The organism is Enterobacter hormaechei subsp. xiangfangensis (assembly GCF_001729785.1).
GTDB classification, from domain to species: domain Bacteria; phylum Pseudomonadota; class Gammaproteobacteria; order Enterobacterales; family Enterobacteriaceae; genus Enterobacter; species Enterobacter hormaechei_C.
In genome coordinates, this window is record NZ_CP017183.1 from 304,402 (window position 1) to 329,190 (window position 24,789).

Consider the following 24,789-nt stretch of genomic DNA (forward strand, 5'->3'; position numbering starts at 1 on the left):
TCAGTGCCCTCCTTAGTCAAATTTCATACGTGTGGCTTTCAGGTTCACAATCGCCAGGGCGCCAACCAGCAGGAAGATCAGGGTGGCAATCGCCGCCGCCAGGCCGAAGTCCTGACCGCCGCCGCCCTCGAAGGCGATGCGGTAGGTGTAGCTCACGAGCAGGTCGGTATAGCCTGCTGGCGTAGTCGTACCGAGACGGTCCGGACCACCGTTGGTCAACAGCTGAATCAGCACGAAGTTGTTAAAGTTAAAGGCGAAGCTGGCGATCATCAGCGGCGTCAGCGGCTTAATGAGCAGCGGCAGGGTAATTTTGAAGAAGTTCTGGAACGGACCCGCGCCGTCCATCGCCGAGGCTTCGTAAAGGTCGTCCGGGATGGCCTTCAGCAGCCCCATGCACAGGATCATCATGTACGGATAGCCCAGCCAGGTGTTCACGATGATAATCATCGAGCGAGCGGTGGTCGGGTCGCTGAACCAGGCCGGTTTGATACCGAACAGCGCGCTCAGCATCATGTTGATTTCACCGAAGCTCTGGTTAAACAGCCCTTTGAAAATCAGAATCGAGATAAACGACGGCACGGCGTACGGCAGAATCAGCAGCACGCGGTAAATCGCTTTGCCTTTCAGGGACTCCCACTGCACGAGGCAGGCCAGCACCATGCCCACGGCCACGGTCAGGATCACGGTCAGCACCGAGAAGACCACCGTCCAGACGAAGATGGCGAAGAACGGTTTCTGGATGCCTTCGTCGGTAAATACGCGGGTGAAGTTGTCCCAGCCGATGGTGACGGTATAGCCCGGGCTGAGTTTGTCGTCGCCCCAGCTGCCGTCGGCATTCACAGACTGATAGAAACCGATATCGTTGTTCGGGCGGTACTTCACGCCGCTCTGGTTGTTGGTCAGCGTGCCGTCATCCGCCAGGGTATAGAGCGGTTGGGTGCCGGAGAACTGGCGCAGCGAGCTCATGATCACTTTGCTTTCGTCTGGCAGTACGGCGGTGAGCTGGGTCAGTGCCTGGCGATTCTGGGTGATGATACGCAGGTTGGCACGTTCACCTTCCGGCAGGGCCGCAGCCTCTTTTAAGGCCAGCTTCTGCTCACCGCCAAATTTGAACGCGTCGGAAAGATAGGTTTTGCCGCTCTCACCGTCAGTGAGCGCTAACTTCCACTCATCACCCGCAGGATACAGGCCGAAGTTAAAGGTTTTACCCGCCTGATAAGAACGGTCCAGAAGCACCTGGGTGGCACGCTCCTGCGCGAGCTGGTTGGTGCTGCTGTAGTTGGTAAAGGCAATCGCGATGGTGCAGATCAGCGGAAAGAGGACAAACAGCCCCATCCCGGCAACGCCCGGGTAAACATAGCGCCAGGCATACGCTTTACGGTTGGCGAAAATATACAGGCCAACCGAGCTTAAAATCAGCGTCATGATGGCGAATAGGTATTCCCCTTGCACGTACATTAAAACAACAAGGTAACCCACCAGCAGACACAGCAGACCTATCACTGACCACTTCAGTGCGTCGCTTTGCCACCAGTGTTTCTTTTTAATGACATCCATGGGGTTCTTCCTCTACAACGGTGGAAACTTATCGTCAGGTGGCGCTGCGCTTACCTGACCTACGGATCGTGCCGTAGTCGTAGGGCGGGTAAGCGCATGCGCCACCCGCCGTTTTTCAGACTTACTTAGTAATACGACCCTGAGCATCTTTCAGCGCGGCATCGACAGTCTGGCGACCGCTTGCAGCGTTGATGACGGCGGTACGGGTGGCGTACCAGAATGCAGCCATCTGAGGGATGTTCGGCATGATTTCGCCTTTCTGGGCGTTATCCATGGTGGCCGCAATACGTGGATCTTTCGCCAGCTGATCCTGGAAGGATTTCAGCGCAACGGCGCCCAGCGGTTTGTCCTTGTTCACTTCATCCAGACCCTGATCGGTCAGCAGGTAGTTTTCGAGGAACTCTTTCGCCAGCTCTTTGTTCGGGCTGGCGGCGTTGATGCCTGCGCTCAGCACACCCACGAACGGTTTAGACGGTTTGCCGTTGAAGGTTGGCAGCAGGGTCACGCCGTAGTTGATTTTGCTCTTGTCGATGTTGGTCCAGGCCCACGGACCATTGATGGTCATCGCGGTTTCGCCTTTGTTGAACGCCGCTTCCGCGATGGAGTAGTCAGTATCCGCGTTCATGTGTTTGTTCTTAATCAGGTCAACCAGGAAGGTCAGACCTTTTTTCGCGCCCGCACTGTCCACGCCCACGTCTTTCACGTCATATTTGCCGTTTTCAAACTTGAACGCGTAGCCGCCGTCGGCAGCAATCAGCGGCCAGGTGAAATACGGTTCTTGCAGGTTGAACATCAGAGCGGATTTACCCTTCGCCTTCAGCTCTTTATCCAGAGCAGGGATCTCTTCCCAGGTTTTCGGTGGGTTTGGCACCAGGTCTTTGTTGTAAATCAGTGACAGGGCTTCAACCGCGATTGGGTAAGCGATCAGCTTGCCGTTATAGCGAACGGCGTCCCAGGTGAACGGGAACAGTTTGTCCTGGAAGGCTTTGTCTGGCGTAACTTCTGCCAGCAGGCCAGACTGCGCGTAGCCCCCGAAACGGTCATGCGCCCAGAAGATAATGTCCGGACCATCGCCCGTTGCCGCAACCTGCGGGAACTTCTCTTCCAGTTTGTCCGGGTGCTCTACGGTGACTTTGATACCGGTGTCTTTCTCGAATTTTTTGCCCACTTCGGCCAGACCGTTATAGCCCTTGTCGCCGTTAATCCAGATAACCAGCTTACCTTCTTCAATTTTGGCGAGAGCCGGTGCGGAAATCATCATTGCTGCGAGGGCGGACAATGCGAAAACGCGTGCGCCAGTCTTGATCTTCATATCTGCCATCCTTTATTGGTGATGTGCTCGTGGATACATAAGGTGGTTCAACGTGACTCAGTCTCCTTATTTGACATCCTCTTTCCATCCTCCCAGTCCCTACGCCCCACCCCCTGTTTGTGTGATCCCTGTAACATAAATTTAAGTTATGAGTGCTGGCGCACATAAAAACCCACTGAATTTTGCAGGCCGCTTCACGATTTTCGCCTCGGCCCCTCAGCTGCGGTCGCAGAGCCTGCTCTCTCATCCTCCCGCCTCCTCCCCCATAAAAAAGCCGGGGGGTGGAGGATTCACGAAAGTAATGGAACACGCATAGTGAACTTATCTTGAATGTTTCTGTCGGTGACAGGTTGTAACGAAGGGAGAAGGGCATGGCGAGCGTACAGCTGCGTAATGTAACGAAAGCCTGGGGCGACGTAGTGGTGTCAAAAGACATCAATCTGGACATCCACGAAGGTGAATTTGTGGTGTTCGTGGGTCCATCAGGCTGTGGTAAATCGACTCTGCTGCGTATGATTGCCGGTCTTGAAACCATCACCAGTGGCGATTTATTTATTGGTGATACCCGAATGAACGACATCCCGCCAGCTGAACGCGGCGTGGGCATGGTGTTCCAGTCTTATGCGCTTTATCCGCATCTTTCCGTTGCCGAGAACATGTCCTTTGGCCTGAAGCTGGCCGGCGCGAAAAAAGAGACCATTAACCAGCGCGTCACCCAGGTGGCGGAAGTGCTTCAGCTGGCACATCTGCTGGAGCGTAAACCGAAGGCGCTCTCCGGTGGTCAGCGTCAGCGTGTGGCGATCGGCCGTACGCTGGTGGCCGAGCCGCGCGTGTTCCTGCTCGATGAACCTCTCTCTAACCTGGATGCCGCCCTGCGCGTCCAGATGCGTATCGAAATCTCCCGTCTGCACAAACGCCTTGGACGCACGATGATTTACGTCACCCACGATCAGGTCGAAGCGATGACGCTGGCCGACAAAATCGTGGTGCTGGATGCCGGTCGCGTGGCGCAGGTGGGCAAACCGCTGGAGCTGTATCACTACCCGGCAGACCGCTTTGTTGCGGGCTTTATTGGCTCGCCAAAGATGAACTTCCTGCCCGTAAAAGTGACCGCGACGGCAATCGAACAGGTACAGGTGGAGCTGCCAAACCGTCAGCAAGTCTGGCTGCCGGTCGACAGCGCCAACGTACAGGTGGGGGCCAATATGTCCCTCGGTATCCGTCCTGAGCATCTACTGCCAAGCCACATTGCGGATGTGACGCTGGAAGGTGAAGTTCAGGTCGTCGAACAGCTTGGTCACGAAACACAGATTCATATCCAGATCCCCGCCATCCGTCAGAACCTGGTCTACCGCCAGAATGACGTGGTGTTGGTAGAAGAGGGTGCCACATTCGCTATCGGTTTGCCGCCAGAGCGTTGCCATCTGTTCCGTGAGGATGGCACTGCATGTCGTCGGTTGCACAAAGAGCCAGGCGTTTAAGCATTCCAATTACAAAGAAAAGCAATGATCTCAGGAGATAGAATAATGATTACTCTGCGCAAAGTCCCTCTGGCTGTCGCCATTGCGGCAGGCATCCTGTCTGCCCAGGCGGGCGCCGTAGACTTTAAAGGTTATGCTCGTTCCGGCATTGGCTGGACCGGAAGTGGCGGTGAACAACAATGTTTCCAGGCAACAGGCGCACAAAGTAAATACCGTCTCGGTAACGAATGTGAAACCTACGCCGAACTGAAACTGGGCCAGGAAGTGTGGAAAGAAGGCGACAAGAGCTTCTATTTCGACACCAACGTAGCGTACTCCGTTTCTCAACAGAATGACTGGGAATCCACCAGCCCGGCCTTCCGTGAAGCTAACGTGCAGGGTAAAAACCTGATTGAATGGCTGCCAGGCTCTACCATCTGGGCCGGTAAGCGCTTCTATCAGCGTCATGACGTACACATGATCGACTTCTACTACTGGGATATCTCTGGTCCTGGTGCCGGTATTGAAAACATCGATCTGGGCTTTGGCAAACTCTCTCTGGCAGCGACCCGTTCTTCTGAGTCCGGCGGTTCTGCAACCTTCGCCGAGCGTGATGCGAACGGCGACCGTATTTATGACAACGTGGTACCAAACGATGTCTTCGACGTCCGTTTAGCCGGTCTGGAAACCAACCCGGGCGGTACGCTGGAGCTGGGCGTTGACTACGGTCATACCAACATTCCTGACGACTACTATCTGCAACCTGGCGCCTCTAAAGATGGCTGGCTGTTCACCGCTGAACACACCCAGAGCATGATGAAAGGATTCAACAAGTTCGTACTGCAATACGGTACGGATTCCATGACCTCTAACGGTAAAGGTATTCCACAGGGCGGCAGCATCGATAACGACGGCTCTATGTGGCGCGTGCTGGACCACGGTGCAATCACCCTGGCAGACCGTTGGGACCTGATGTACGTCGGTATGTACCAGAACATCGATCGTGACAACAACAACGGTACCGAGTGGTGGACCGTGGGTGTTCGTCCAATGTTCAAATGGACGCCGATCATGAGCACCTTGCTGGAAGTGGGCTACGACAACGTTAAGTCTCAGAAAACTGACGACAAAAACAGCCAGTACAAAATCACCCTGGCACAGCAATGGCAGGCAGGCGACAGCATCTGGTCCCGTCCGGCTATCCGTGTCTTCGCAACCTACGCGAAGTGGGATGAGAAATGGGGCTATGCAAACAACGACTCAGGTGCAGGTTACACCTCTGGCGTAGCGTATAGCGACACCTCCGCGAAAACCTTCAGCCGTGGCGACAACGATGAGTGGACCTTCGGCGCCCAGATGGAAATCTGGTGGTAATTCGTCGAGCCTGACGTAATGACCTGAAAAGAGGGGCGTAAGCCCCTCTCTCCTTAGGGTGCTGCGCGCTATTGCCTGGCCACCGCAGTGCTCACGCTATCAGAGGTAATAACAATGAAAATGAAGAAAAGTCTCATCGCGCTGTGCCTCTCTGCGGGGCTGTTGGCCTGTGCGCCTGCGCTCACCTATGCAGATGTGAATTTTGTTCCTCAAAATACCAGTGCTGCGCCAGCTATTCCGGCTGCGGCTCTTCAGCAACTGGTGTGGACGCCAGTTGATCAGTCGAAAACTCAAACCACGCAGCTTGCCGCTGGCGGTCAGTCGCTGAACGTGCCGGGTATCAGCGGTCCGGTTGCGGCTTTCAGCGTGCCGGCGAATATCGGCGAGCTGACCCTGACGTTAACCAGTGAAGTCAATAAACAGACCAGCGTCTTCGCGCCTAACGTGCTGATCCTCGATCAGAGCATGACGCCATCCGCATTCTTCCCAAGCGACTATTTCAGCTATCAGGAGCCTGGCGTCATGAGTGCCGATCGGCTGGAAGGCGTTATGCGCCTGACGCCAGCCCTGGGTCAGCAGAAGATTTATGTCCTGGTGTTCACGACTGAAAAAGATCTGCAACAGACAACGAAGCTGGTTGATCCGGCGAAAGCCTACGCAAAAGGCACCGGTAACGCTGTCCCGGATATCCCGGATCCGCATGCTCGCCATACTACCGACGGCCTGATCAAGCTGAAAGTCTCCACCAACAGCGCCTCCAGCGTACTCGTAGGCCCGCTGTTTGGCTCATCTGGCCCGGGGCCGGTAACGGTGGGTAATACTGCCGCGCCTGTGTATGCCGCGCCAGCCGCAACACCGGCCGCGGCTCCGGCCCCGGCGAAAAAAGCCGAGCCGGTGCTTAACGATACTGAAACGTACTTTAACAACGCCATCAAGCAGGCAGTTAAAAACGGCGATGTCGATAAAGCGCTGAAACTGCTTGATGAAGCCGAGCGTTTAGGTTCAACCACTGCCCGTTCCACCTTTATCAGCAGTGTAAAAGGCAAGGGGTAACCGTCTCCCCACAGTGCTGATTTTGTTAGTCGTTTGGTGCGCCTTCACGGGCGCACTTTTTTTGGCTAAGTTGCACCATTGTTGCGATAGTGATCGTTAAATTCTGTTTGTCCGTCCTCATTTTGCCAATCTGCGATACAATGCTTTTACGTTATGTATCGGAGAGTCTGGCATGTCACACCCCGCGCTCACGCAGCTGCGTGCGCTACGCTATTTCGACCACATCCCTGCGCTTGACCCGGAACAGCTGGACTGGCTGCTGCTGGAAGATTCCATGACAAAACGTTTTGAGCAACAGGGTAAAACGGTCACGGTGACGATGATTCAGGAAGGGTTTGTCTCGCCTGCGGAGATTGCCAGCGAGCTGCCGCTGCTGCCGCAGGAAGAACGCTACTGGCTGCGTGAAATTTTACTCTGTGCAGATGGCGAGCCGTGGCTTGCCGGGCGGACGGTGGTTCCTGAGTCTACACTTTCCGGGCCGGAGCTGGCATTGCAACGCCTCGGCAAAACGCCCCTGGGGCGCTATCTGTTCACCTCGTCTGAACTGACCCGTGATTTTATTGAAATTGGTTGCGATGCCGATTTGTGGGGGCGCCGTTCCCGCCTTCGTTTGAGTGGCAAGCCGTTAATACTGACGGAACTCTTTTTGCCTGCATCGCCGTTGTACTAAGAGGGAGAGAAAATGGAGTGGAGTCTGACGCAGAATAAGCTGCTGGCCTATCACCGCCTGATGCGTACTGATAAACCCATTGGCGCGCTGCTGCTGCTGTGGCCGACCTTATGGGCGCTGTGGGTTGCCACGCCGGGCGTGCCGCCGCTGTGGATCCTGGCGGTATTTGTGGCGGGCGTCTGGCTGATGCGCGCTGCGGGCTGTGTGGTCAACGACTATGCTGACCGGAAATTTGATGGACATGTTAAGCGCACCGCGAATCGTCCTCTGCCGAGCGGTCAGGTGACCGGGAAAGAGGCGCGCATTCTGTTTGTGGTGCTGGTGCTTCTCTCTTTCATGCTGGTGTTAACCCTTAACACCATGACCATTCTACTGTCCGTTGCGGCTCTGGCGCTGGCCTGGGTTTACCCGTTCATGAAGCGATACACCCATCTGCCGCAGGTGGTATTGGGTGCGGCATTTGGCTGGTCGATTCCCATGGCGTTTGCCGCGGTCAGCGAGTCCGTTCCGCTCAGCTGCTGGCTGATGTTCCTGGCGAATATTCTCTGGGCCGTTGCGTACGATACCCAATACGCGATGGTCGATCGCGATGACGATCTCAAGATTGGCATCAAATCGACGGCGATCCTGTTTGGTCGTCACGACAAGCTGATCATCGGCATATTACAGGTGGCGGTGCTGGCGCTGATGGTGGCGATTGGTCGCCTGAACGGGCTGAACTGGGAGTTTTACTGGTCCGTACTGGTGGCGGGGCTGCTGTTTGCGTATCAGCAGAAGCTGATCGCGAAGCGCGAGCGTGAAGCCTGCTTTAAAGCGTTTCTGAATAATAACTACGTCGGGCTGGTGCTGTTTCTGGGCCTGGCGATGAGTTACTGGTCATAAAAAAGCCGGGTGGCGGCTTCGCCTTACCCGGCCTACGATTTAGCGGAACATGTAGGCCGGGTAAGCGTTAGCGTCACCCGGCTTTAGCATCATTCGCCCTGCGTCGAACTCTCAATCGTTAAACGCACATCCGCGGTAATCAGCTCTGCCAGCATCTGGTAAACCTTCATCGTCTCTTCCGGCTCGGCATCGCCCGTATCGCTAATGTACCCTTCGTCGCGCAGCGTCAGCACCAGGGAGCTGAATACCGCTTTGTCGAAGAATTCCGGGGCGTTAATGCCATGCAGAACGGAGAGGCGCTGGGCCAGCGTCCGGCTCTCTTTTTCCAGCGTACCGCGGTTGATGGACGGATTTGCACTCAGCAACCAGAAGGTAATGGCGTAGCGCTGCAACGTCTCACGCGCACCGGAAGCCAGGAGCTGCAAGGTACGTGAACGTGACGGATTGATATGCAGTTCATCATCACTGATGGTAATCAGCCCCTGACGATGCATCTCTGCCGTCATTTTATCGAGCTCTGCCGCCAGTTCATCCTTACTCCAGCGCAGGAACAGCTCCGCTTTCAGCATCGGGTAGATGGCCTGAATATGGCGCAGCAGCTCCTGACGCGAAATACGGCGGTGCTGGGTAATAATGGCCGCCATCAGCGACGGCAGCATCAGCATGTGCGTGATGTTATTACGGTAGTAGGTCATCAGCACGGCCTGCTCGCGCGGCAGAATGATGATGTCACCAATCGTATCTTTCTCGACTTCGAACTTGTTCATCTGCAACGCGTGATCGATCAGCTCGCTGGCGGTGGCAGACGGCACGGTCGAATCCACGGAATACGGCACGTTGCGCATGATATCCAGGTAGCAGTCAATCTGCTCGGTCAGCTGTTCGCGGGTCAGTGAACGCTGGCGAGAGGCCAGAAGCGCAGTACAACACAGGTTCATGGCGTTTGCCGCACCAGCATTGTTGATGCGTACCATCAGCTCGGATGCAATGCCGTTGACCGTTGGCGTCAGCCAGGCCGGACGTACCGCTTCGATAGGATCGATAGACTCGCGCCACTCCGGAACATGATGGTTCAGATATGTCATCAGCGGCAGGGGCTCGCCAAAGTTCACGTATCCCTGGCCGAGGTTGCGCAATTTACTCAGCCCACGCAGCATCTGCGGCAGACTCTCTTTCTCTTTAGTCGCACCGCGCAGCTCTTTCGCGTAGGTGCCCACTTCCATCACGTGTTCATAACCGATGTAAATCGGCACCAGCGTGATAGGACGGGTACCGCCACGCAGCATGGCCTGAATGGTCATCGACAGCGTGCCGGTCTTTGGATCGAGCAGACGACCGGTACGCGAGCGACCGCCTTCAACAAAGTACTCCACAGAATAACCGCGGCTGAACAGCTCGCCCAGATACTCCCTGAAGACGGTGGAGTAAAGCTTGTTACCTTTAAAGGTACGACGAATGAAGAACGCACCCAGACGGCGGAAAATCGGGCCTGCTGGCCAGAAGTTCAGGTTGATACCGGCAGCAATATGCGGTGGCACCAACCCCTGGTGATAGAGCACGTAAGAGAGCAACAAGTAGTCCATGTGGCTGCGGTGGCAGGGCACATAGACAATCTCGTGGCCGTCGTGCGCTAACTGACGCACGCGTTCGGCGTTGTGGACGTTAATCCCCTGATAGAGGCGGTTCCACGTGAAGCCGAGGATACGGTCAGAGAGGCGAATCATCTCGTAGGAGAAGTTCGCGGCGATCTCTTCCATCAGCGCGATTGCGTTCTGCTGCGCTTTCTCGTGCGAAATTTTCTTGCTGCGCGCTTCGTCTTCTACGGCACGGGCAATCGCTTTGGAAGCCAGCAGCTTGTTGAACAGATCCTGACGTGCCGGGAGACGTGGTCCAACGGCCGCCAGACGCTGACGTGCAAAGTGCATACGCGCAACGCGCGCCAGCTTTTGCGCAATGATTTTGTCAGTGCCGTGTTCATCCGCCATGCGGCGCAGTGAAACGGAAGGTGAGAAGCGGACAAAACTGTCGCGTCCCAGCCAGGAGACGGCGAAAAACTTCTGAATGCCGTTGAGCATACGCAGCGGCGGGTTCTCTTCCCCTTTTTCGCGCCCCGGACGACGGCCAAACATCACCGACACCGGCACCATCTGCACGTCCAGATCGGGGTTGCTGCGGTGCAGATCGAGGTAATCATGGAACAGCTTAATGGACTCTTCTTTCGGCGTGTAATAGGTGAACACGCGCGGCCCGCCATGGATGAACACGTAGCGTGGCAGCAGCGTACCGTCGACTTCCAGCGGTTCAAGTGGGTCAGGTAAATCGTGCGCCAGACATTGAGCGCGAAGCGTCAGCAGGTCTGCCTTCGAGTTATAAGGCAAAACGTACATAATAGGGCGCGACGTATCGAGCCCTAATTCCAGCGCAGGTTCTGCTGGGATAGACTTACTTTTTACCAGGACGCTTAATGGTAAATTAAGTAATTTGTAGTAAATTCGTGGCCAGCCGGACATAAACGATGTAAAGCCTCTGGTTAATAATGCAATTGCGGCGCAAGGATAACAGAAAGCGCGCAAAATTTCTGTTGTTACCCGTCATACTTCAGGTTGCAGCAAAACGCGCTGCGGCTTTAGTTACAGACGCTATTTATCATAAAAGGTTCTTTTAATGGCCAATAATACCACTGGGTTAACTCGAATCATTAAAGCTGCCGGTTATTCATGGAAAGGTTTCCGCGCTGCATGGGTTAATGAAGCCGCTTTCCGCCAGGAGGCGGTTGCTGCAATCGTTGCCGTTGTCATCGCCTGCTTCCTTGATGTTGATGCTATCACCCGCGTACTGCTCATCGGATCTGTCTTTCTGGTGATGATAGTGGAAATTCTTAATAGCGCTATTGAGGCCGTTGTTGACCGAATCGGGTCGGAATTCCATGAATTGTCTGGCCGGGCGAAAGACATGGGTTCCGCTGCCGTACTGCTGGCGATTATCACTGCGGCGATCACCTGGGTCACGCTGCTTTGGTCGCATTTCCGATGAGCCTCGAGGAATAATTAAGTCCCTGGTTTTTTGTGCAGTTTTTGGTTCCAAAATCGCCTTTGACTGTATATACTCACAGCATAACTGTATATACACCCAGGGGGCGGTATGAAAGCGTTAACGACCAGGCAGCAAGAGGTGTTTGATCTCATTCGGGATCATATCGGCCAGACGGGTATGCCACCCACGCGTGCAGAAATTGCGCAGCGTCTGGGCTTCCGTTCTCCTAATGCTGCCGAAGAGCACCTTAAAGCGCTGGCGCGTAAGGGCGTGATTGAGATTGTTTCCGGCGCCTCACGCGGTATTCGTCTGCTGGTGGAAGAAGAGAGCGGTATTCCGCTGGTGGGTCGCGTAGCGGCAGGTGAACCTCTGCTGGCGCAGCAGCACATCGAAGGGCACTATCAGGTTGATCCAGGCATGTTCAAGCCGAGCGCCGATTTCCTGCTGCGCGTTAGCGGAATGTCCATGAAAGATATCGGTATTCTGGATGGCGATCTGCTGGCGGTACACAAAACGCAGGACGTGCGTAACGGGCAAGTCGTGGTGGCGCGCATTGATGATGAAGTGACGGTTAAGCGCCTGAAGAAACAAGGCAATACCGTGCAGCTTCTGCCTGAAAACAATGAATTCTCCCCGATTGTGGTGGATCTCCGCGAGCAGAGCTTCTCTATTGAAGGACTGGCGGTCGGCGTTATCCGCAACGGTGAATGGCTGTAATCTCTTCCTGACAGGCTGTAGTTCCTCTACAGCCTGGCCTGTTTTCTGATTCCGGTAATTTCCATGGCATTGCTAACTTCTGCCGATAAGGCGTTGTGGCGTCTTGCGCTACCGATGATTTTTTCCAATATTACCGTTCCTCTGCTTGGGCTGGTGGATACGGCGGTTATCGGGCATCTCGATTCGCCGATTTATCTCGGCGGCGTCGCGATCGGCGCAACGGCGACCAGCTTTCTCTTTATGCTGCTGCTTTTTCTGCGCATGAGTACGACGGGCCTGACGGCCCAGGCGTATGGTGCAAAAGATCCCCTGCGTCTGGCGCGTGCGCTGGTTCAGCCGCTCATTCTGGCGTTCGGTGCTGGCGCGTTAATCGTTCTGTTGCGTACGCCGCTGATTGATTTTGCGCTCCATATTGTGGGCGGCAGCGATGCCGTACTGGAACAGGCCCGGCGGTTCCTCGAAATTCGCTGGCTCAGCGCGCCCGCTTCACTGGCAAACCTGGTCCTGCTGGGCTGGCTGTTGGGCGTGCAGTACGCCCGCGCGCCGGTGATCCTGCTGGTGGTAGGCAACCTGCTTAACATTATGCTCGATCTGTGGCTGGTGATGGGGCTGCACATGAACGTCCGGGGCGCGGCGCTGGCCACGGCGATTGCCGAGTACGGTACGCTGCTAATTGGTTTGGGAATGGTCTGGCGCGTACTGGCGATGCGCGGTATCACCCTGGATCTGCTGAAATCGGCCTGGCGCGGCAACATTCGTAAGCTGCTGGCGCTTAATCGCGACATCATGCTCCGTTCGCTCCTGCTGCAACTCTGCTTTGGCGCCTTAACCGTTTTTGGTGCGCGTCTTGGGCCTGAAATCGTCGCAGTCAACGCAGTGCTCATGACGTTACTGACCTTTACCGCTTACGCGCTGGATGGTTTTGCTTACGCCGTCGAGGCGCATTCAGGGCAGGCCTATGGCGCGCGTGAAAGCGGCCAGTTACGTGAGGTCTGGCGTGCTGCCTGTCGTCAGGCGGGCCTGGTGGCGCTGGCCTTTGCTCTGGTATACGCCTGTTTTGGTGAGCATATTGTCGCGCTACTCACCTCGTTGCCCGCGCTACGTGAGCTGGCCGATCGCTACATCCTCTGGCAGGTAGTATTACCGGTGGTGGGTGTGTGGTGCTATTTGCTGGACGGCATGTTTATTGGTGCGACGCGAGGGGCGGAGATGCGCAACAGCATGGCCGTCGCGGCGGCGGGGTTTGGCCTGACGCTGCTGACCCTGCCGTATCTCGGCAATCATGGTCTGTGGCTGGCGCTGGCGGTGTTTCTCTCACTGCGTGGCCTTTCGCTGGCCGTTATCTGGCATCGTCACTGGCGAAACAATACCTGGTTTCCAGCCCCGCACGATATATCGTAACGGTTAAAGATTCCGAATATAAAAACAACTACCGAATCCTTAACTACAATAATAATCACGTCCAGCAGAAAAGAACGTAGCGGGCGATACTCATAGACGCTTAACACGAGGACACGATTATGAATAAAGACGAAATCGGCGGCAACTGGAAGCAATTCAAAGGTAAAGCGAAAGAACAGTGGGGTAAGCTGACAGATGACGATATGACCGTCATTGAAGGTAAGCGCGATCAGCTGGTAGGTAAAATCCAGGAGCGCTACGGTTACGAAAAAGATCAGGCGGAAAACGAAGTCAAAGACTGGGAAACCCGTAACGACTACCGCTGGTAACCGGTACTATCCCCAAGGGCGGCCCTGAGCCGCCTTTTTCTTTGGCTTTAACGCGGCTTTTTCTTCACCAGGATAGAGTGATCGTGCTGACAGTCATCCTGATGACGGCATGACTCCACCTCCACGCAGGCAGAACATAAGCCGTGGGCTTCAATCACATTATGGCGCAGCGCAAAGCCCATTCTGGCTGCCAGCGTATGCATAATATCTTCCACACCTTCCGCACACTCTTCCTTCACCACACCACAGCGATCGCAGATAAACATGGCGGACGTGTGAGTTGGCTGGTCAAAAAGATGGCACAGCACATAGCTGTTTGTTGATTCCACTTTATGCACAAACCCTTGCTCCAGCAGAAAATCCAGCGCCCGATAAACGGTCGGCGGTTTTGCCTGCGGCTCGCTTTCACGCAGCAGATCGAGCAGATCGTAGGCGCTGATGGCGCCCTGTTGCAGGCTCATCAGACGCAGTACCTCAAGGCGCTGCGGGGTCAGGCGCACATTGCGTTGCGCGCACAGCTTTTCAGCTTGCGCTAACAGCTCTTTTGTGGACTTGTCCATCGGGCACCTCGGATGTGGTAAGGGGTGAAAACTCTCACTTTATCATGTTCTGCTAAAAACACCGAGATCCGCCAGGCTGTGCTATACCTGACGCATCGCAAATCAAGAGATCGCAAAATGAAAAGACCTGACTGTATTCGGCACTGGCGGGACGTGGAAGGCGCTGATGACGCAACGTATCCTGACAGCAACGAACGTTTTTCTATTGGCGCGCCGCTGGCCCGCAAACTGGGTCTCGGCCGCATTGGTATTCACCATGAACGGCTGCCGCCCGGACGCCGCACATCTTATCCGCATGCGGAAAGCGACGAAGAGGAGTTTGTTTACGTTCTGGAGGGTTACCCTGAGGCCTGGATCAATGGCTATTTATGGAAGCTCGAACCCGGAGACAGCGTGGGATTTCCAGCCGGGACGGGCGTGTGTCACACCTTTATCAACAATACCGATGAAGAGGTGCGCTTACTGGTGGTGGGTGAGGCCAATAAAAAACATAACCGTATCTACTATCCGCTCAATCCGGTGTATGCCGCGACGCGCGAAGACCGCTGGGTCGACCATCCGCCTCAGTTTTTTGGGCCGCACGATGGAAAACCTGGGCGAAAATAATTTCCTCTTCTATAAATATTGATGGTCGTCACATATTACAACAGGCCGGGATGGAATTTAACTTAAGGAAATAGCGGGTCTTTTTGCACTTATTCACAGCAATAGTTCGTTCCTGTTTGGGTGATAACAGACAGGGTTAACTAATAACAAACTATTTACGAGCACACTGTGAAAAAACATTTTAAATTTTCGATGGTTAGCATCGCTGTCTCCTTTTTTATGGCAAATCAGGCGGGAGCAGCCAATACCTGGACGGAAGCGCGTAGCGACGCAATGGGCGGAACGGGTGTCGCGGCAGGGAGCTATGGCAGCGGGGCGTTAATCAACCCCGCGTTGCTGGCAAAATCTAAGCCCGAGGATGATGTGACGGTTATTTTGCCGTCCGTTGGCGTGCAGGTGACCGATGAAGACAATCTTCAGGACGAGATTGATACCATTAACGACAAAATCAATCATTACAAGGATGTGGTTGATAGTCTGACCCCCATTGAAGTTATCACCAATCCATTAGGTTCGATCAATCAGTTCCAGGGCGCAGCGAAAGATCTCGCTGATGAACTGGACTACCTGAAAGGCAAGACCGCACACGCCACCGCAGGGGCGGGGATTGCCGTCAGTATCCCTAACGATGTTCTTTCCGTGGCCTTTATGGCAAAAGGCTATGCCCATGGCCGGGTCAGCTCTTCAATCGATCAGCAGGACATTGATTATCTGCGCGGTATACAACGAAGCGATGCGGTGGCTGCCGGTGTGGCGCTGGATGCCGCGCTAAACGGTACCGATCAGATCACCAAAAACCTTAACTCTACGGCGTCTGGTCGGGCGGCGATTGTGTCCGACTACGGTATTGCGGTGGCCCGTCAGTTCGATCTTGGCGGCGTTCCGGTTTCCGTTGGCGTCACGCCGAAGTTGCAAAAAACCTGGCTCTATAACTACACCACCTCAATCTACGATTACGACAGTAATAAGTGGAACGACAGCCGCTACCGTACCGACGACACTGGCTTCAACGTCGATGCCGGTATTGCGGCTGATTTTGGTGAAAACTGGACGGTCGGTGTGAGCGGACAAAACCTGATGTCGCGCGATATCGATACCAAAGATATCCACATTCGCAACGGACGCACGGGAGAGGTAGTGAGTTATAAAGACACCTATCAGATCCGTCCGCTGGTCACTGCCGGGGCCGCCTGGCATAACGATCTGGTCACGCTTACCGCAGACGGCGATCTGACCGAAACCAAGGGCTTTAAAAGCGAAGACACCTCCCAGTACGTTGGCGTCGGTGCCGAAGTCACGCCGCTGAGCTGGCTGGCAGTACGCGCCGGTTATCGTGCGGATATGAAAGGGAACGACAGCAACGTCTTTACCGGCGGTGTCGGTTTCGCGCCGTTCAACGCCGTCCACGTTGACCTGATGGGGCTTTATGGCGAAGACGAGACCTGGGGCGCAGGGGCACAGTTGAGCATGACGTTCTAAAGTCCACCGGAGGCGCTGCGCCTCCGGCTTTTCTTTATGCTATAGTAGCGCCCCTTTTCCACCAGATGCTTAAAACTTCGCCATGTCGTCAGAATTCCAGACCGCTTTCCCTGCACACCGTTTCTCCATTGCGCCAATGCTCGACTGGACGGACAGACACTGCCGCTATTTCCTGCGCCAGCTCTCCCGCCATACGCTGCTGTACACCGAAATGGTCACTACCGGCGCAATTATTCATGGCAAGGGCGATTATCTGGCGTACAGCGAAGAGGAGCATCCGGTTGCGCTGCAACTGGGTGGCAGCGATCCGGCTGCGCTGGCGCAGTGCGCGAAGCTGGCTGAAGAACGCGGCTATGACGAGATTAACCTCAACGTCGGTTGCCCGTCCGACCGTGTGCAAAACGGTATGTTCGGCGCGTGTCTGATGGGTAATGCACACCTGGTGGCGGACTGCATCAAAGCGATGCGCGACGTCGTCTCTATCCCGGTCACGGTCAAAACCCGTATCGGCATAGACGACCAGGACAGCTATGAGTTTCTGTGTGATTTCATCAACACCGTATCAGGGAAGGGTGAATGCGAGATGTTTATCATCCACGCCCGTAAAGCCTGGCTCTCTGGCCTCAGCCCGAAAGAAAACCGCGAGATCCCGCCGCTGGACTACCCGCGCGTGTACCAGCTGAAACGCGACTTCCCACACCTGACCATGTCGATCAATGGCGGTATTAAGTCGCTGGACGAGGCCAAAGCGCACCTCGAACATATGGATGGCGTGATGGTCGGACGCGAGGCGTATCAGAATCCGGGCATTCTGGCGACGGTTGACCGGGAAATCTTTGGCGTTGAGGGTGCTGACACCGATCCCGTGGCCGTAGTGCGCGCCATGTATCCGTACATTGAGCGCGAGCTGAGTCATGGTACGTATCTGGGCCACATTACCCGCCATATGCTTGGCCTGTTCCAGGGCATTCCTGGTGCGCGCCAGTGGCGTCGTTATCTCAGCGAGAACGCGCATAAAGCCGGTGCGGATATTGAGGTACTGGAACACGCGCTGCGTCTGGTTGCGGATAAACGTTAAATTTCGCTAAAAGATGGTCAAATACGCCACGCCCTGCAACACATTGCGGGGCGTTTTGCTTTCAGAACAACAACTTATTTTTGGCATGATTCTTGTAACGATCGCAGCATCATTCGGGAACTCGTGGGAGAGCACCATGCTTGAACTACTTTTTGTGATTGGTTTCTTTATCATGCTGATGGTCACGGGCGTGTCGCTGCTCGGTATCCTGGCCGCGCTCGTTGTGGCCACGGTGGTGATGTTTGTCGGCGGTTTATTTGCCCTGACGATTAAACTCTTGCCGTGGTTACTTCTGGCGATTGCGGTGGTATGGGCGATACGGGCGATTAAATCGCCAAAACTGCCCAGTTATCAGCGTAATAACCGCTTCCGTTACTAAGGTATTGAGGGGTACGTCACATACCTGCAACTTTTCCGGCAGCAATCCTTAGAACAGAATAGGATTTACTTATCGAATCTGTCACTATGGCTGCCGCTAAAGAATTCATCGAGCTGTACCCTACATACAGCCGAACTAAAAAAAGAAAGGGCTTCCCACGGGAAGCCCAATTTCTTTTTATGGCTCAGGGAATTAACAGACTCGACCCCTGCGTTGCCCGGCTCTCCAGCACCTCATGCGCACGTTGCGCATCGGTCAGCGGATATTTCTGCGCCTCTGCCACATCCACTTTAATCACCCCGCTGGCGATCAGCGAGAACAGCTCGTTGCTGGCTTCCTCGAGTTCTTCCCGGTTGGTGATGTAACCTTGCAGGGAAGGGCGAGTGACGTACAGTGATCCTTTCTGATTCAGAATGCCCAGGTTCACCCCGGTGACAGCCCCGGAGGCGTTACCGAAGCTCACCATCAGCCCGCGACGTTGCAGGCAGTCCAGCGAAGATTCCCAGGTGTCTTTCCCCACCGAGTCATACACCACGCGGACCTTTTTGCCGCCAGTGATCTCTTTTAGCCGCTCAACGATGCTCTCTTCCCGGTAGTTGATCACCTGCCATGCGCCCGCGTCCAGCGCACGCTGCGCTTTTTGCGCGCTGCCTGTGGTGCCGATCAGCTTCGCGCCCAGGGCTTTCGCCCACTGGCAGGCAATCAGCCCCACGCCACCTGCGGCTGCGTGAAACAGGAATTGCTCGTCAGGCTTAATTTCGTAGGTTTTACGCAGCAGATAATAGACCGTCAGCCCTTTCAGGAATGAGGCGGCAGCCTGCTCGAAGCCGATCGCATTTGGCAGAAGCGCCGCTTTCTCGGCCGGAACGTTATGGATGGAGCTGTAAGCGCCCAGCGCCGATTGCGCGTACACCACGCGATCGCCTTCCTTAATGTGCTTAACCGCGCTGCCCACTTTGCTGACGATGCCGGCCGCCTCGGTGCCCAGCCCGCTCGGCATCGACGGAGGCGGATAGAGGCCGCCGCGAATATAGGTATCGATGTAGTTAATGCCGATAGCTTTGTTTTCCACCTGGATTTCGTTCTCGCCAGGCGCAGCGGGGGTAAATTCCACCGCTTTGAGTACGTCAGGGCCACCATGCTTGTGAAATTCAATACGTGTTGCCATGCTTCCTCCAGAATGTGGTAATCTTTCGACCCACTCTTTATCTCGGTAACTCCATTCACTATGGCAGGAAACAAACCCTTCAACAAACAGACTGAACCTCGTGAGCGTGATTATCAGGTCGCCGGGTTAAAAGTCCCGCCGCACTCGATTGAAGCGGAACAGTCGGTGTTGGGCGGTTTAATGCTGGATAACGAACGCTGGGACGACGTCGCCGAGCGCGTTGTCGCGGAAGACTTCTATACCCGCCCGCACCGCCACATCTTTACGGAAATGGCGCGTTTGCAGGAGTCGGGCAGCCCGATCGACCTGATTACGCTCGCAGAATCGCTGGAGCGTCTGGGACAGCTCGACAGCGTCGGCGGATTTGCCTATCTGGCAGAACTGTCAAAAAACACGCCAAGTGCCGCGAACATCAGCGCTTACGCTGATATCGTTCGTGAACGTGCCGTTGTCCGCGAGATGATCTCGGTGGCGAATGAGATCGCCGAGGCCGGTTTCGATCCCCAGGGGCGCACCAGCGAAGATCTGCTCGACCTGGCGGAATCCCGCGTCTTTAAAATCGCCGAAAGCCGTGCGAATAAAGACGAAGGCCCGAAAAACATCGCCGATGTGCTCGACGCCACCGTTGCACGTATTGAGCAGCTTTTCCAGCAGCCGCACGATGGCGTGACGGGGGTGAACACCGGTTATGACGATCTCAACAAGAAAACGGCAGGTCTTCAGCCGTCGGATTTGATTATCGTGGCCGCACGTCCGTCGATGGGTAAAACGACATTTGCAATGAACCTCGTCGAAAACGCGGCGATGTTGCAGGATAAGCCGGTGCTTATCTTCAGTCTGGAGATGCCCTCTGAACAGATCATGATGCGTTCTCTGGCGTCCCTGTCGCGCGTGGATCAGACCCGCATCCGTACCGGTCAGCTGGACGATGAGGACTGGGCGCGGATCTCCGGCACCATGGGGATTTTGCTGGAAAAACGGAACATCTATATTGATGACTCCTCCGGCCTGACGCCGACGGAAGTGCGCTCCCGCGCGCGCCGTATCGCCCGTGAACACGGTGGCATCGGTCTCATCATGATCGACTACCTTCAGCTGATGCGCGTTCCGTCGCTTTCCGACAACCGTACGCTGGAGATTGCCGAGATTTCGCGCTCGCTCAAGGCGTTAGCCAAAGAGCTGCACGTGCCGGTGGTGGCGCTGTCGCAGCTTAACCGCTCTCTGGAACAACGTGCAGACAAGCGCCCGGTCAACTCCGACCTGCGTGAATCCGGCTCCATCGAGCAGGATGCCGACTTAATCATGTTCATCTACCGTGATGAGGTTTATCACGAGAACAGCGACCTGAAAGGGATCGCCGAAATTATTATTGGTAAGCAACGTAACGGCCCCATCGGTACGGTACGTCTGACCTTTAACGGCCAGTGGTCGCGTTTCGACAACTATGCCGGTCCTCAATATGATGATGAGTAATTTCTAAGGAATTCAAATGCAAGCGGCAACTGTTGTTATTAACCGCCGCGCTCTGCGACACAACCTGCAACGTCTGCGAGAACTGGCGCCCGCCAGTAAGCTCGTTGCAGTCGTGAAAGCGAACGCTTACGGACACGGTCTTCTTGAGACCGCGCGAACGCTCCCCGATGCCGACGCTTTTGGCGTCGCCCGTCTCGAAGAAGCTCTCCGCCTGCGCGCAGGTGGAATTACGCAACCGATTCTGCTCCTCGAAGGCTTTTTTGAAGCCTCGGACCTGCCGACCATTGCCGATCAGCACCTGCACACGGCGGTGCATAACGAAGAACAGCTGGCCGCGCTGGAAACGGCCGAACTGAGCGAGCCGGTCACCGTCTGGATGAAGCTCGACACGGGCATGCACCGTCTGGGCGTGCGGCCGGAAAGCGCGGAGGCGTTTTATCAGCGTCTGTGTCAGTGCAAAAATGTGCGTCAGCCGGTGAACATCGTCAGCCACTTTGCCCGCGCCGATGAGCCTGAATGCGGCGCAACGGAACAGCAGCTTGATATCTTCAACACCTTCTGCGAAGGCAAACCGGGGATGCGCTCGATCGCGGCATCCGGCGGTATTCTGCTGTGGCCGCAGTCGCACTTCGACTGGGCGCGTCCGGGCATCATTCTTTACGGCGTATCGCCACTGGAGAACAAACCCTGGGGGCCGGACTTTGGCTTTAAGCCGGTGATGTCGCTGGTTTCAAAGCTGATTGCCGTGCGTGAGCACAAAGCGGGAGAGCCGGTAGGTTACGGCGGCACCTGGATCAGCGAGCGCGAAACCCGTCTTGGCGTGGTGGCGATGGGCTACGGTGACGGCTATCCCCGCGCCGCACCAACGGGCACGCCGGTGCTGGTCAACGGTCGTGAAGTGAAGATTGTCGGCCGCGTGGCGATGGACATGATTTGTGTTGATCTGGGGCCCGACGCGCAGGATAAAGCGGGGGACGATGCGGTGATGTGGGGCGAAGGCCTGCCGGTAGAACGTATTGCTGAAATAACAAAAGTGAGTGCTTACGAACTTATCACGCGTCTTACCTCAAGGGTCGCGATGAAATACGTCGACTAAGCATGAGCGGGATGCGGTGCATCCCGCTGCTGTTAACATCCCCTCGATCTTCTTCCGCTTCCGGTTTATTGTTGAATTCCCTGCCTCATAATAATCCGGAGAACATCGCGTGTTTCAGAAAGTAGACGCCTACGCCGGCGACCCTATCCTCTCCTTGATGGAGCGTTTCAAAGAAGATCCTCGCAGCGACAAAGTGAACCTCAGCATTGGTCTTTACTACAACGAAGACGGCATCATTCCTCAGTTGAAAGCCGTTGCTGAAGCTGAAGCGCGTCTTAACGCAACCCCGCACGGTGCTTCGCTTTATCTGCCGATGGAAGGATTAAACACCTACCGCAACACTATCGCGCCGCTGCTGTTTGGTGCGGACCACGCGGTGCTCGCGCAAAAGCGCGTAGCGACTATCCAGACGCTGGGTGGCTCGGGTGCGCTGAAGGTAGGCGCAGATTTCCTGAAAAAGTACTTCCCGGATTCCGGCGTGTGGGTCAGCGACCCGACGTGGGAAAACCACGTTGCGATCTTCGAGGGCGCGGGCTTTAAGGTTGAAACCTATCCGTGGTTCGACAGCGAAACCAACGGCGTGCGCGTTGATGCGCTGCTGGAAAAACTGAACACCCTGCCGGAGCGCAGTATCGTATTGCTGCATCCGTGCTGCCATAACCCGACGGGTGCGGACCTCACCAATGCCCAGTGGGATGCGGTGATCGAGATACTGAAGGCGCGTAACCTGATCCCGTTCCTCGACATCGCCTATCAGGGCTTTGGCGCGGGCATGGAGGAAGACGCCTACGCCATTCGCGCGATTGCCAGCGCGGGGCTTCCCGCTCTGGTCAGCAACTCCTTCTCAAAAATCTTCTCCCTGTACGGCGAGCGCGTTGGCGGTCTGTCCGTGGTGTGTGAAGACGCTGAAGCCGCGGGACGCGTACTCGGCCAGCTGAAAGCGACGGTCCGCCGGATCTACTCCAGCCCGCCGAACTTTGGTGCGCAGGTGGTGGCGACAGTTCTCGGTGACGAAACACTGAAATCGTCCTGGCTTGCCGAAGTAGAAGCGATGCGTAAGCGCATCCTGTCGATGCGTCAGGAGCTGGTTAACGTCCTGAAAGAGGCCGTGCCTGGGCATAACTTTGATTATCTTCTCAAGCAGCGCGGGATGTTCAGCTACACCGGACTGAGCGCAGCGCAGGTCGATCGCCTGCGTGAAGAGTTCGGTGTCTACCTGATCGCCAGCGGCCGTATGTGCGTGGCGGGTCTGAATGCCAGCAACGTCCAGCGCGTGGCGCAGGCGTTTGCAGCTGTGATGTAAGTACTCACTACTTATTATCTCCCTCTCCCTGTGGGAGAGGGCTGGGGTGAGGGCATCAGGCCGCAGAAAATCTTGCCCGGTGGCGGCTGCGCCTTACCGGGCCTACATTACTTATCCACACTTTGTGATCGTCTTCTTTTTATTCCGCTTCATAAGTAAAAACTCCTTTCCTTCCCCTCCCGCTGGGGTTATGGTCGGATAGTTTTTTGACCATCCGCTCAAAATAAAAAGATAACAAACTGAATATTCAGGGGAAAATATGCGCAAGATCACACTGGCGCTCAGCGCCGCCTGCTTATTGTTCTCGCTTAATAGTACCGTTGTTGCGCGGGCTTCTGCACCCACGCCGCTTTACACCGGCACCACCGCCGCCATTCTTGCCGAACAGGCCCCCATTCACTGGGTTTCAGTGGCACAAATTGAAAACAGCCTGACGGGTCGCCCGCCGATGGCCGTGGGCTTCGATATTGACGATACCGTTCTCTTCTCCAGCCCCGGTTTCTGGCGCGGCAAAAAAACGTACTCCCCGGACAGCGAAGCCTATCTGAAAAACCCGGAATTCTGGGAAAAGATGAACAACGGCTGGGATGAGTTCAGTATCCCGAAAGAGGTTGCCCGCGCGCTGATCGCCATGCACGTAAAGCGCGGCGACAGCATTTACTTCGTGACCGGACGTAGCCAGACCAAAACCGAAACCGTCTCGAAAACGCTACAGGATGATTTTCTGATCCCGGCGGCCAGCATGAATCCGGTCATTTTTGCCGGGGACCAGGAAGGGCAAAACACCAAAACCCAGTGGCTGGAAAAGAAAAATATCAAAGTGTTCTACGGGGATTCAGATAACGACATCACCGCGGCGCACGACGTGGGAGCCAGAGGCATCAGGGTGTTACGCGCCTCGAACTCCACCTACCGACCGCTGCCGATGGCCGGAAAATTTGGTGAAGAGGTGATCGTTAACTCTGAATACTGATGCATTAACGGCGGGGTGAATGCTTTTTTAAGCAAATCTCGCTGCGCGGGTTTTACCTTTCGCTTTCTTGCTGCACACTTAGAAAGATTCACCTTTCATAATGGAGCAGCACATGTGGTATCAACAGACCCTGACCTTAAGCGCAAAACCACGCGGATTTCACCTTGTGACGGACGAAGTCATCGGGCAAATCCGCGACCTGTCGCGCGTCAAAACGGGTTTGCTGCATCTGCTGCTTCAGCACACGTCTGCTTCTCTCACGCTCAATGAAAATTGCGATCCCACCGTCCGGTCTGATATGGAGCGGCATTTTCTGAAAACCGTCCCGGATAACGCCCCGTATGAGCATGATTACGAGGGGGCGGATGATATGCCCTCACACATCAAATCCTCTTTGCTGGGCGTCTCGTTGATGCTGCCGGTCCACAACGGACGGCTACAGCTGGGAACGTGGCAGGGGATCTGGCTGGGAGAACATCGCATTCACGGTGGTTCGCGTAAAATTATCGCAACGCTACAAGGGGAATAAAGATGACAATTTCGGAGATACTTCAGTACTGCATGAGCAAGCCGGGGGCGGAACAAAGCGTACACAGCGACTGGAAAGCCACGCAGATCAAAGTGGGGGATGTGTTGTTCGCGATGGTGAAAGAGGTGGATGCGCGGCCAGCGGCATCACTGAAAACCAGTCCTGAACTGGCCGACTTACTGCGCCAGCAGCACGATGATGTCAGGCCTAGCAAGCATCTGAATAAAGCACACTGGAGTACGGTGTTTCTCGACGGCTCGCTGCCAGATTCGCAAATTTACTACCTGGTGGATGCGTCGTATCAACAGGCGGTTGAACTGCTGCCGGAAACGATCCGACAGCAGCTCTCCGTGTAAC

At 55.4% G+C, this 24,789-nt stretch carries 24 protein-coding genes; 19 read left to right on the forward strand and 5 right to left on the reverse strand.

The features are described from left to right. Nucleotides 1-12: 12 nt before the first annotated feature. On the reverse strand, nt 13-1,557 hold the full coding sequence (gene malF / locus BFV63_RS01470; protein ID WP_048241547.1) for a maltose ABC transporter permease MalF: 1,545 nt from the start codon (nt 1,555-1,557) through the stop codon (nt 13-15). A 121-nt stretch (nt 1,558-1,678) separates the two neighbouring features. Next, nucleotides 1,679-2,869 (reverse strand): maltose/maltodextrin ABC transporter substrate-binding protein MalE, encoded by a 1,191-nt coding sequence (malE, locus tag BFV63_RS01475; protein ID WP_003860330.1) that lies wholly within the window; start codon nt 2,867-2,869, stop codon nt 1,679-1,681. A gap of 371 nt (nt 2,870-3,240) precedes the next feature. Here malE and malK point away from each other — a divergent pair, with 371 nt between their 5' ends. The 5 genes from malK to ubiA all read left to right on the forward strand — a co-directional run bounded on the left by malK (nt 3,241) and on the right by ubiA (nt 8,308). Beyond that, nucleotides 3,241-4,350 (forward strand): maltose/maltodextrin ABC transporter ATP-binding protein MalK, encoded by a 1,110-nt coding sequence (malK, locus tag BFV63_RS01480; protein WP_003860329.1) that lies wholly within the window; start codon nt 3,241-3,243, stop codon nt 4,348-4,350. A gap of 42 nt (nt 4,351-4,392) precedes the next feature. Beyond that, nucleotides 4,393-5,703: a maltoporin gene (locus tag BFV63_RS01485; RefSeq protein WP_048241914.1), complete on the forward strand. Its 1,311-nt coding sequence runs from the start codon at nt 4,393-4,395 to the stop codon at nt 5,701-5,703. Nucleotides 5,704-5,817: 114 nt separating this feature from the next. Continuing rightward, nucleotides 5,818-6,756 (forward strand): maltose operon protein MalM, encoded by a 939-nt coding sequence (gene malM / locus BFV63_RS01490; protein ID WP_069597425.1) that lies wholly within the window; start codon nt 5,818-5,820, stop codon nt 6,754-6,756. Between the two features lie 172 nt (nt 6,757-6,928). Next, nucleotides 6,929-7,426, forward strand: a complete 498-nt coding sequence (ubiC, locus tag BFV63_RS01495) for a chorismate lyase (protein WP_022646736.1) — start codon at nt 6,929-6,931, stop codon at nt 7,424-7,426. 12 nt (nt 7,427-7,438) lie between these two features. Further along, complete coding sequence (gene ubiA / locus BFV63_RS01500) at nt 7,439-8,308, forward strand: 4-hydroxybenzoate octaprenyltransferase (protein ID WP_023315219.1); 870 nt, start codon at nt 7,439-7,441, stop codon at nt 8,306-8,308. Nucleotides 8,309-8,397: 89 nt separating this feature from the next. On the opposite strand, the gene plsB is transcribed toward ubiA, so the two are convergent. Next, complete coding sequence (gene plsB / locus BFV63_RS01505) at nt 8,398-10,818, reverse strand: glycerol-3-phosphate 1-O-acyltransferase PlsB (protein ID WP_003860322.1); 2,421 nt, start codon at nt 10,816-10,818, stop codon at nt 8,398-8,400. A gap of 154 nt (nt 10,819-10,972) precedes the next feature. On the opposite strand from plsB, the gene BFV63_RS01510 reads away from it, so the two are divergent. The 4 genes from BFV63_RS01510 to BFV63_RS01525 all read left to right on the forward strand — a co-directional run bounded on the left by BFV63_RS01510 (nt 10,973) and on the right by BFV63_RS01525 (nt 13,788). After that, complete coding sequence (locus tag BFV63_RS01510; protein WP_003860321.1) at nt 10,973-11,341, forward strand: diacylglycerol kinase; 369 nt, start codon at nt 10,973-10,975, stop codon at nt 11,339-11,341. A gap of 108 nt (nt 11,342-11,449) precedes the next feature. Then, nucleotides 11,450-12,058: a transcriptional repressor LexA gene (lexA, locus tag BFV63_RS01515; RefSeq protein WP_003860318.1), complete on the forward strand. Its 609-nt coding sequence runs from the start codon at nt 11,450-11,452 to the stop codon at nt 12,056-12,058. A gap of 63 nt (nt 12,059-12,121) precedes the next feature. Continuing rightward, nucleotides 12,122-13,459, forward strand: coding sequence for an MATE family efflux transporter DinF (gene dinF / locus BFV63_RS01520; RefSeq protein ID WP_032661154.1), 1,338 nt, complete (start codon nt 12,122-12,124; stop codon nt 13,457-13,459). Nucleotides 13,460-13,578: 119 nt separating this feature from the next. Continuing rightward, nucleotides 13,579-13,788, forward strand: coding sequence for a CsbD family protein (locus tag BFV63_RS01525; RefSeq protein WP_003860314.1), 210 nt, complete (start codon nt 13,579-13,581; stop codon nt 13,786-13,788). A gap of 47 nt (nt 13,789-13,835) precedes the next feature. On the opposite strand, the gene zur is transcribed toward BFV63_RS01525, so the two are convergent. Further along, nucleotides 13,836-14,348, reverse strand: a complete 513-nt coding sequence (gene zur, locus BFV63_RS01530) for a zinc uptake transcriptional repressor Zur (protein ID WP_003860309.1) — start codon at nt 14,346-14,348, stop codon at nt 13,836-13,838. 117 nt (nt 14,349-14,465) lie between these two features. On the opposite strand from zur, the gene BFV63_RS01535 reads away from it, so the two are divergent. The 4 genes from BFV63_RS01535 to pspG all read left to right on the forward strand — a co-directional run bounded on the left by BFV63_RS01535 (nt 14,466) and on the right by pspG (nt 17,890). Further along, on the forward strand, nt 14,466-14,954 hold the full coding sequence (locus BFV63_RS01535; RefSeq protein WP_003860307.1) for a cupin domain-containing protein: 489 nt from the start codon (nt 14,466-14,468) through the stop codon (nt 14,952-14,954). A 192-nt stretch (nt 14,955-15,146) separates the two neighbouring features. Then, the gene (locus BFV63_RS01540; protein ID WP_225535938.1) at nt 15,147-16,433 is read left to right on the forward strand and encodes a conjugal transfer protein TraF; all 1,287 of its coding nucleotides are present in this window, start codon (nt 15,147-15,149) and stop codon (nt 16,431-16,433) included. 82 nt (nt 16,434-16,515) lie between these two features. Further along, nucleotides 16,516-17,511, forward strand: coding sequence for a tRNA dihydrouridine(20/20a) synthase DusA (gene dusA / locus BFV63_RS01545; RefSeq protein ID WP_003860304.1), 996 nt, complete (start codon nt 16,516-16,518; stop codon nt 17,509-17,511). A 136-nt stretch (nt 17,512-17,647) separates the two neighbouring features. Continuing rightward, entirely contained in the window at nt 17,648-17,890 is a 243-nt protein-coding gene (gene pspG / locus BFV63_RS01550) for an envelope stress response protein PspG (protein ID WP_003860302.1), read from the forward strand. A 184-nt stretch (nt 17,891-18,074) separates the two neighbouring features. Here the strand turns inward: pspG and BFV63_RS01555 are convergent, their stop codons facing one another. Further along, a complete protein-coding gene (locus tag BFV63_RS01555) occupies nt 18,075-19,058 on the reverse strand; it encodes a quinone oxidoreductase (protein WP_003860300.1) in 984 nt (327 codons plus the stop codon). Nucleotides 19,059-19,118: 60 nt separating this feature from the next. Here BFV63_RS01555 and dnaB point away from each other — a divergent pair, with 60 nt between their 5' ends. From dnaB to BFV63_RS01585, 6 genes are all read left to right on the forward strand, one after another. Continuing rightward, the gene (gene dnaB, locus BFV63_RS01560) at nt 19,119-20,531 is read left to right on the forward strand and encodes a replicative DNA helicase (RefSeq protein WP_003860298.1); all 1,413 of its coding nucleotides are present in this window, start codon (nt 19,119-19,121) and stop codon (nt 20,529-20,531) included. Between the two features lie 16 nt (nt 20,532-20,547). Further along, nucleotides 20,548-21,627 carry an alanine racemase gene (gene alr, locus BFV63_RS01565; RefSeq protein ID WP_048241541.1) on the forward strand — a complete coding sequence of 360 codons (1,080 nt, stop codon included), beginning with the start codon at nt 20,548-20,550 and terminating at the stop codon, nt 21,625-21,627. A 109-nt stretch (nt 21,628-21,736) separates the two neighbouring features. Beyond that, entirely contained in the window at nt 21,737-22,930 is a 1,194-nt protein-coding gene (gene tyrB / locus BFV63_RS01570) for an aromatic amino acid transaminase (RefSeq protein WP_023315226.1), read from the forward strand. Between the two features lie 259 nt (nt 22,931-23,189). Continuing rightward, nucleotides 23,190-23,903, forward strand: a complete 714-nt coding sequence (aphA, locus tag BFV63_RS01575; RefSeq protein ID WP_003860292.1) for an acid phosphatase AphA — start codon at nt 23,190-23,192, stop codon at nt 23,901-23,903. A 112-nt stretch (nt 23,904-24,015) separates the two neighbouring features. Next, nucleotides 24,016-24,432: a secondary thiamine-phosphate synthase enzyme YjbQ gene (locus tag BFV63_RS01580; RefSeq protein WP_032672110.1), complete on the forward strand. Its 417-nt coding sequence runs from the start codon at nt 24,016-24,018 to the stop codon at nt 24,430-24,432. Nucleotides 24,433-24,434: 2 nt separating this feature from the next. Further along, nucleotides 24,435-24,788 (forward strand): MmcQ/YjbR family DNA-binding protein, encoded by a 354-nt coding sequence (locus BFV63_RS01585; protein WP_003860288.1) that lies wholly within the window; start codon nt 24,435-24,437, stop codon nt 24,786-24,788. Nucleotide 24,789 lies beyond the last annotated feature (1 nt).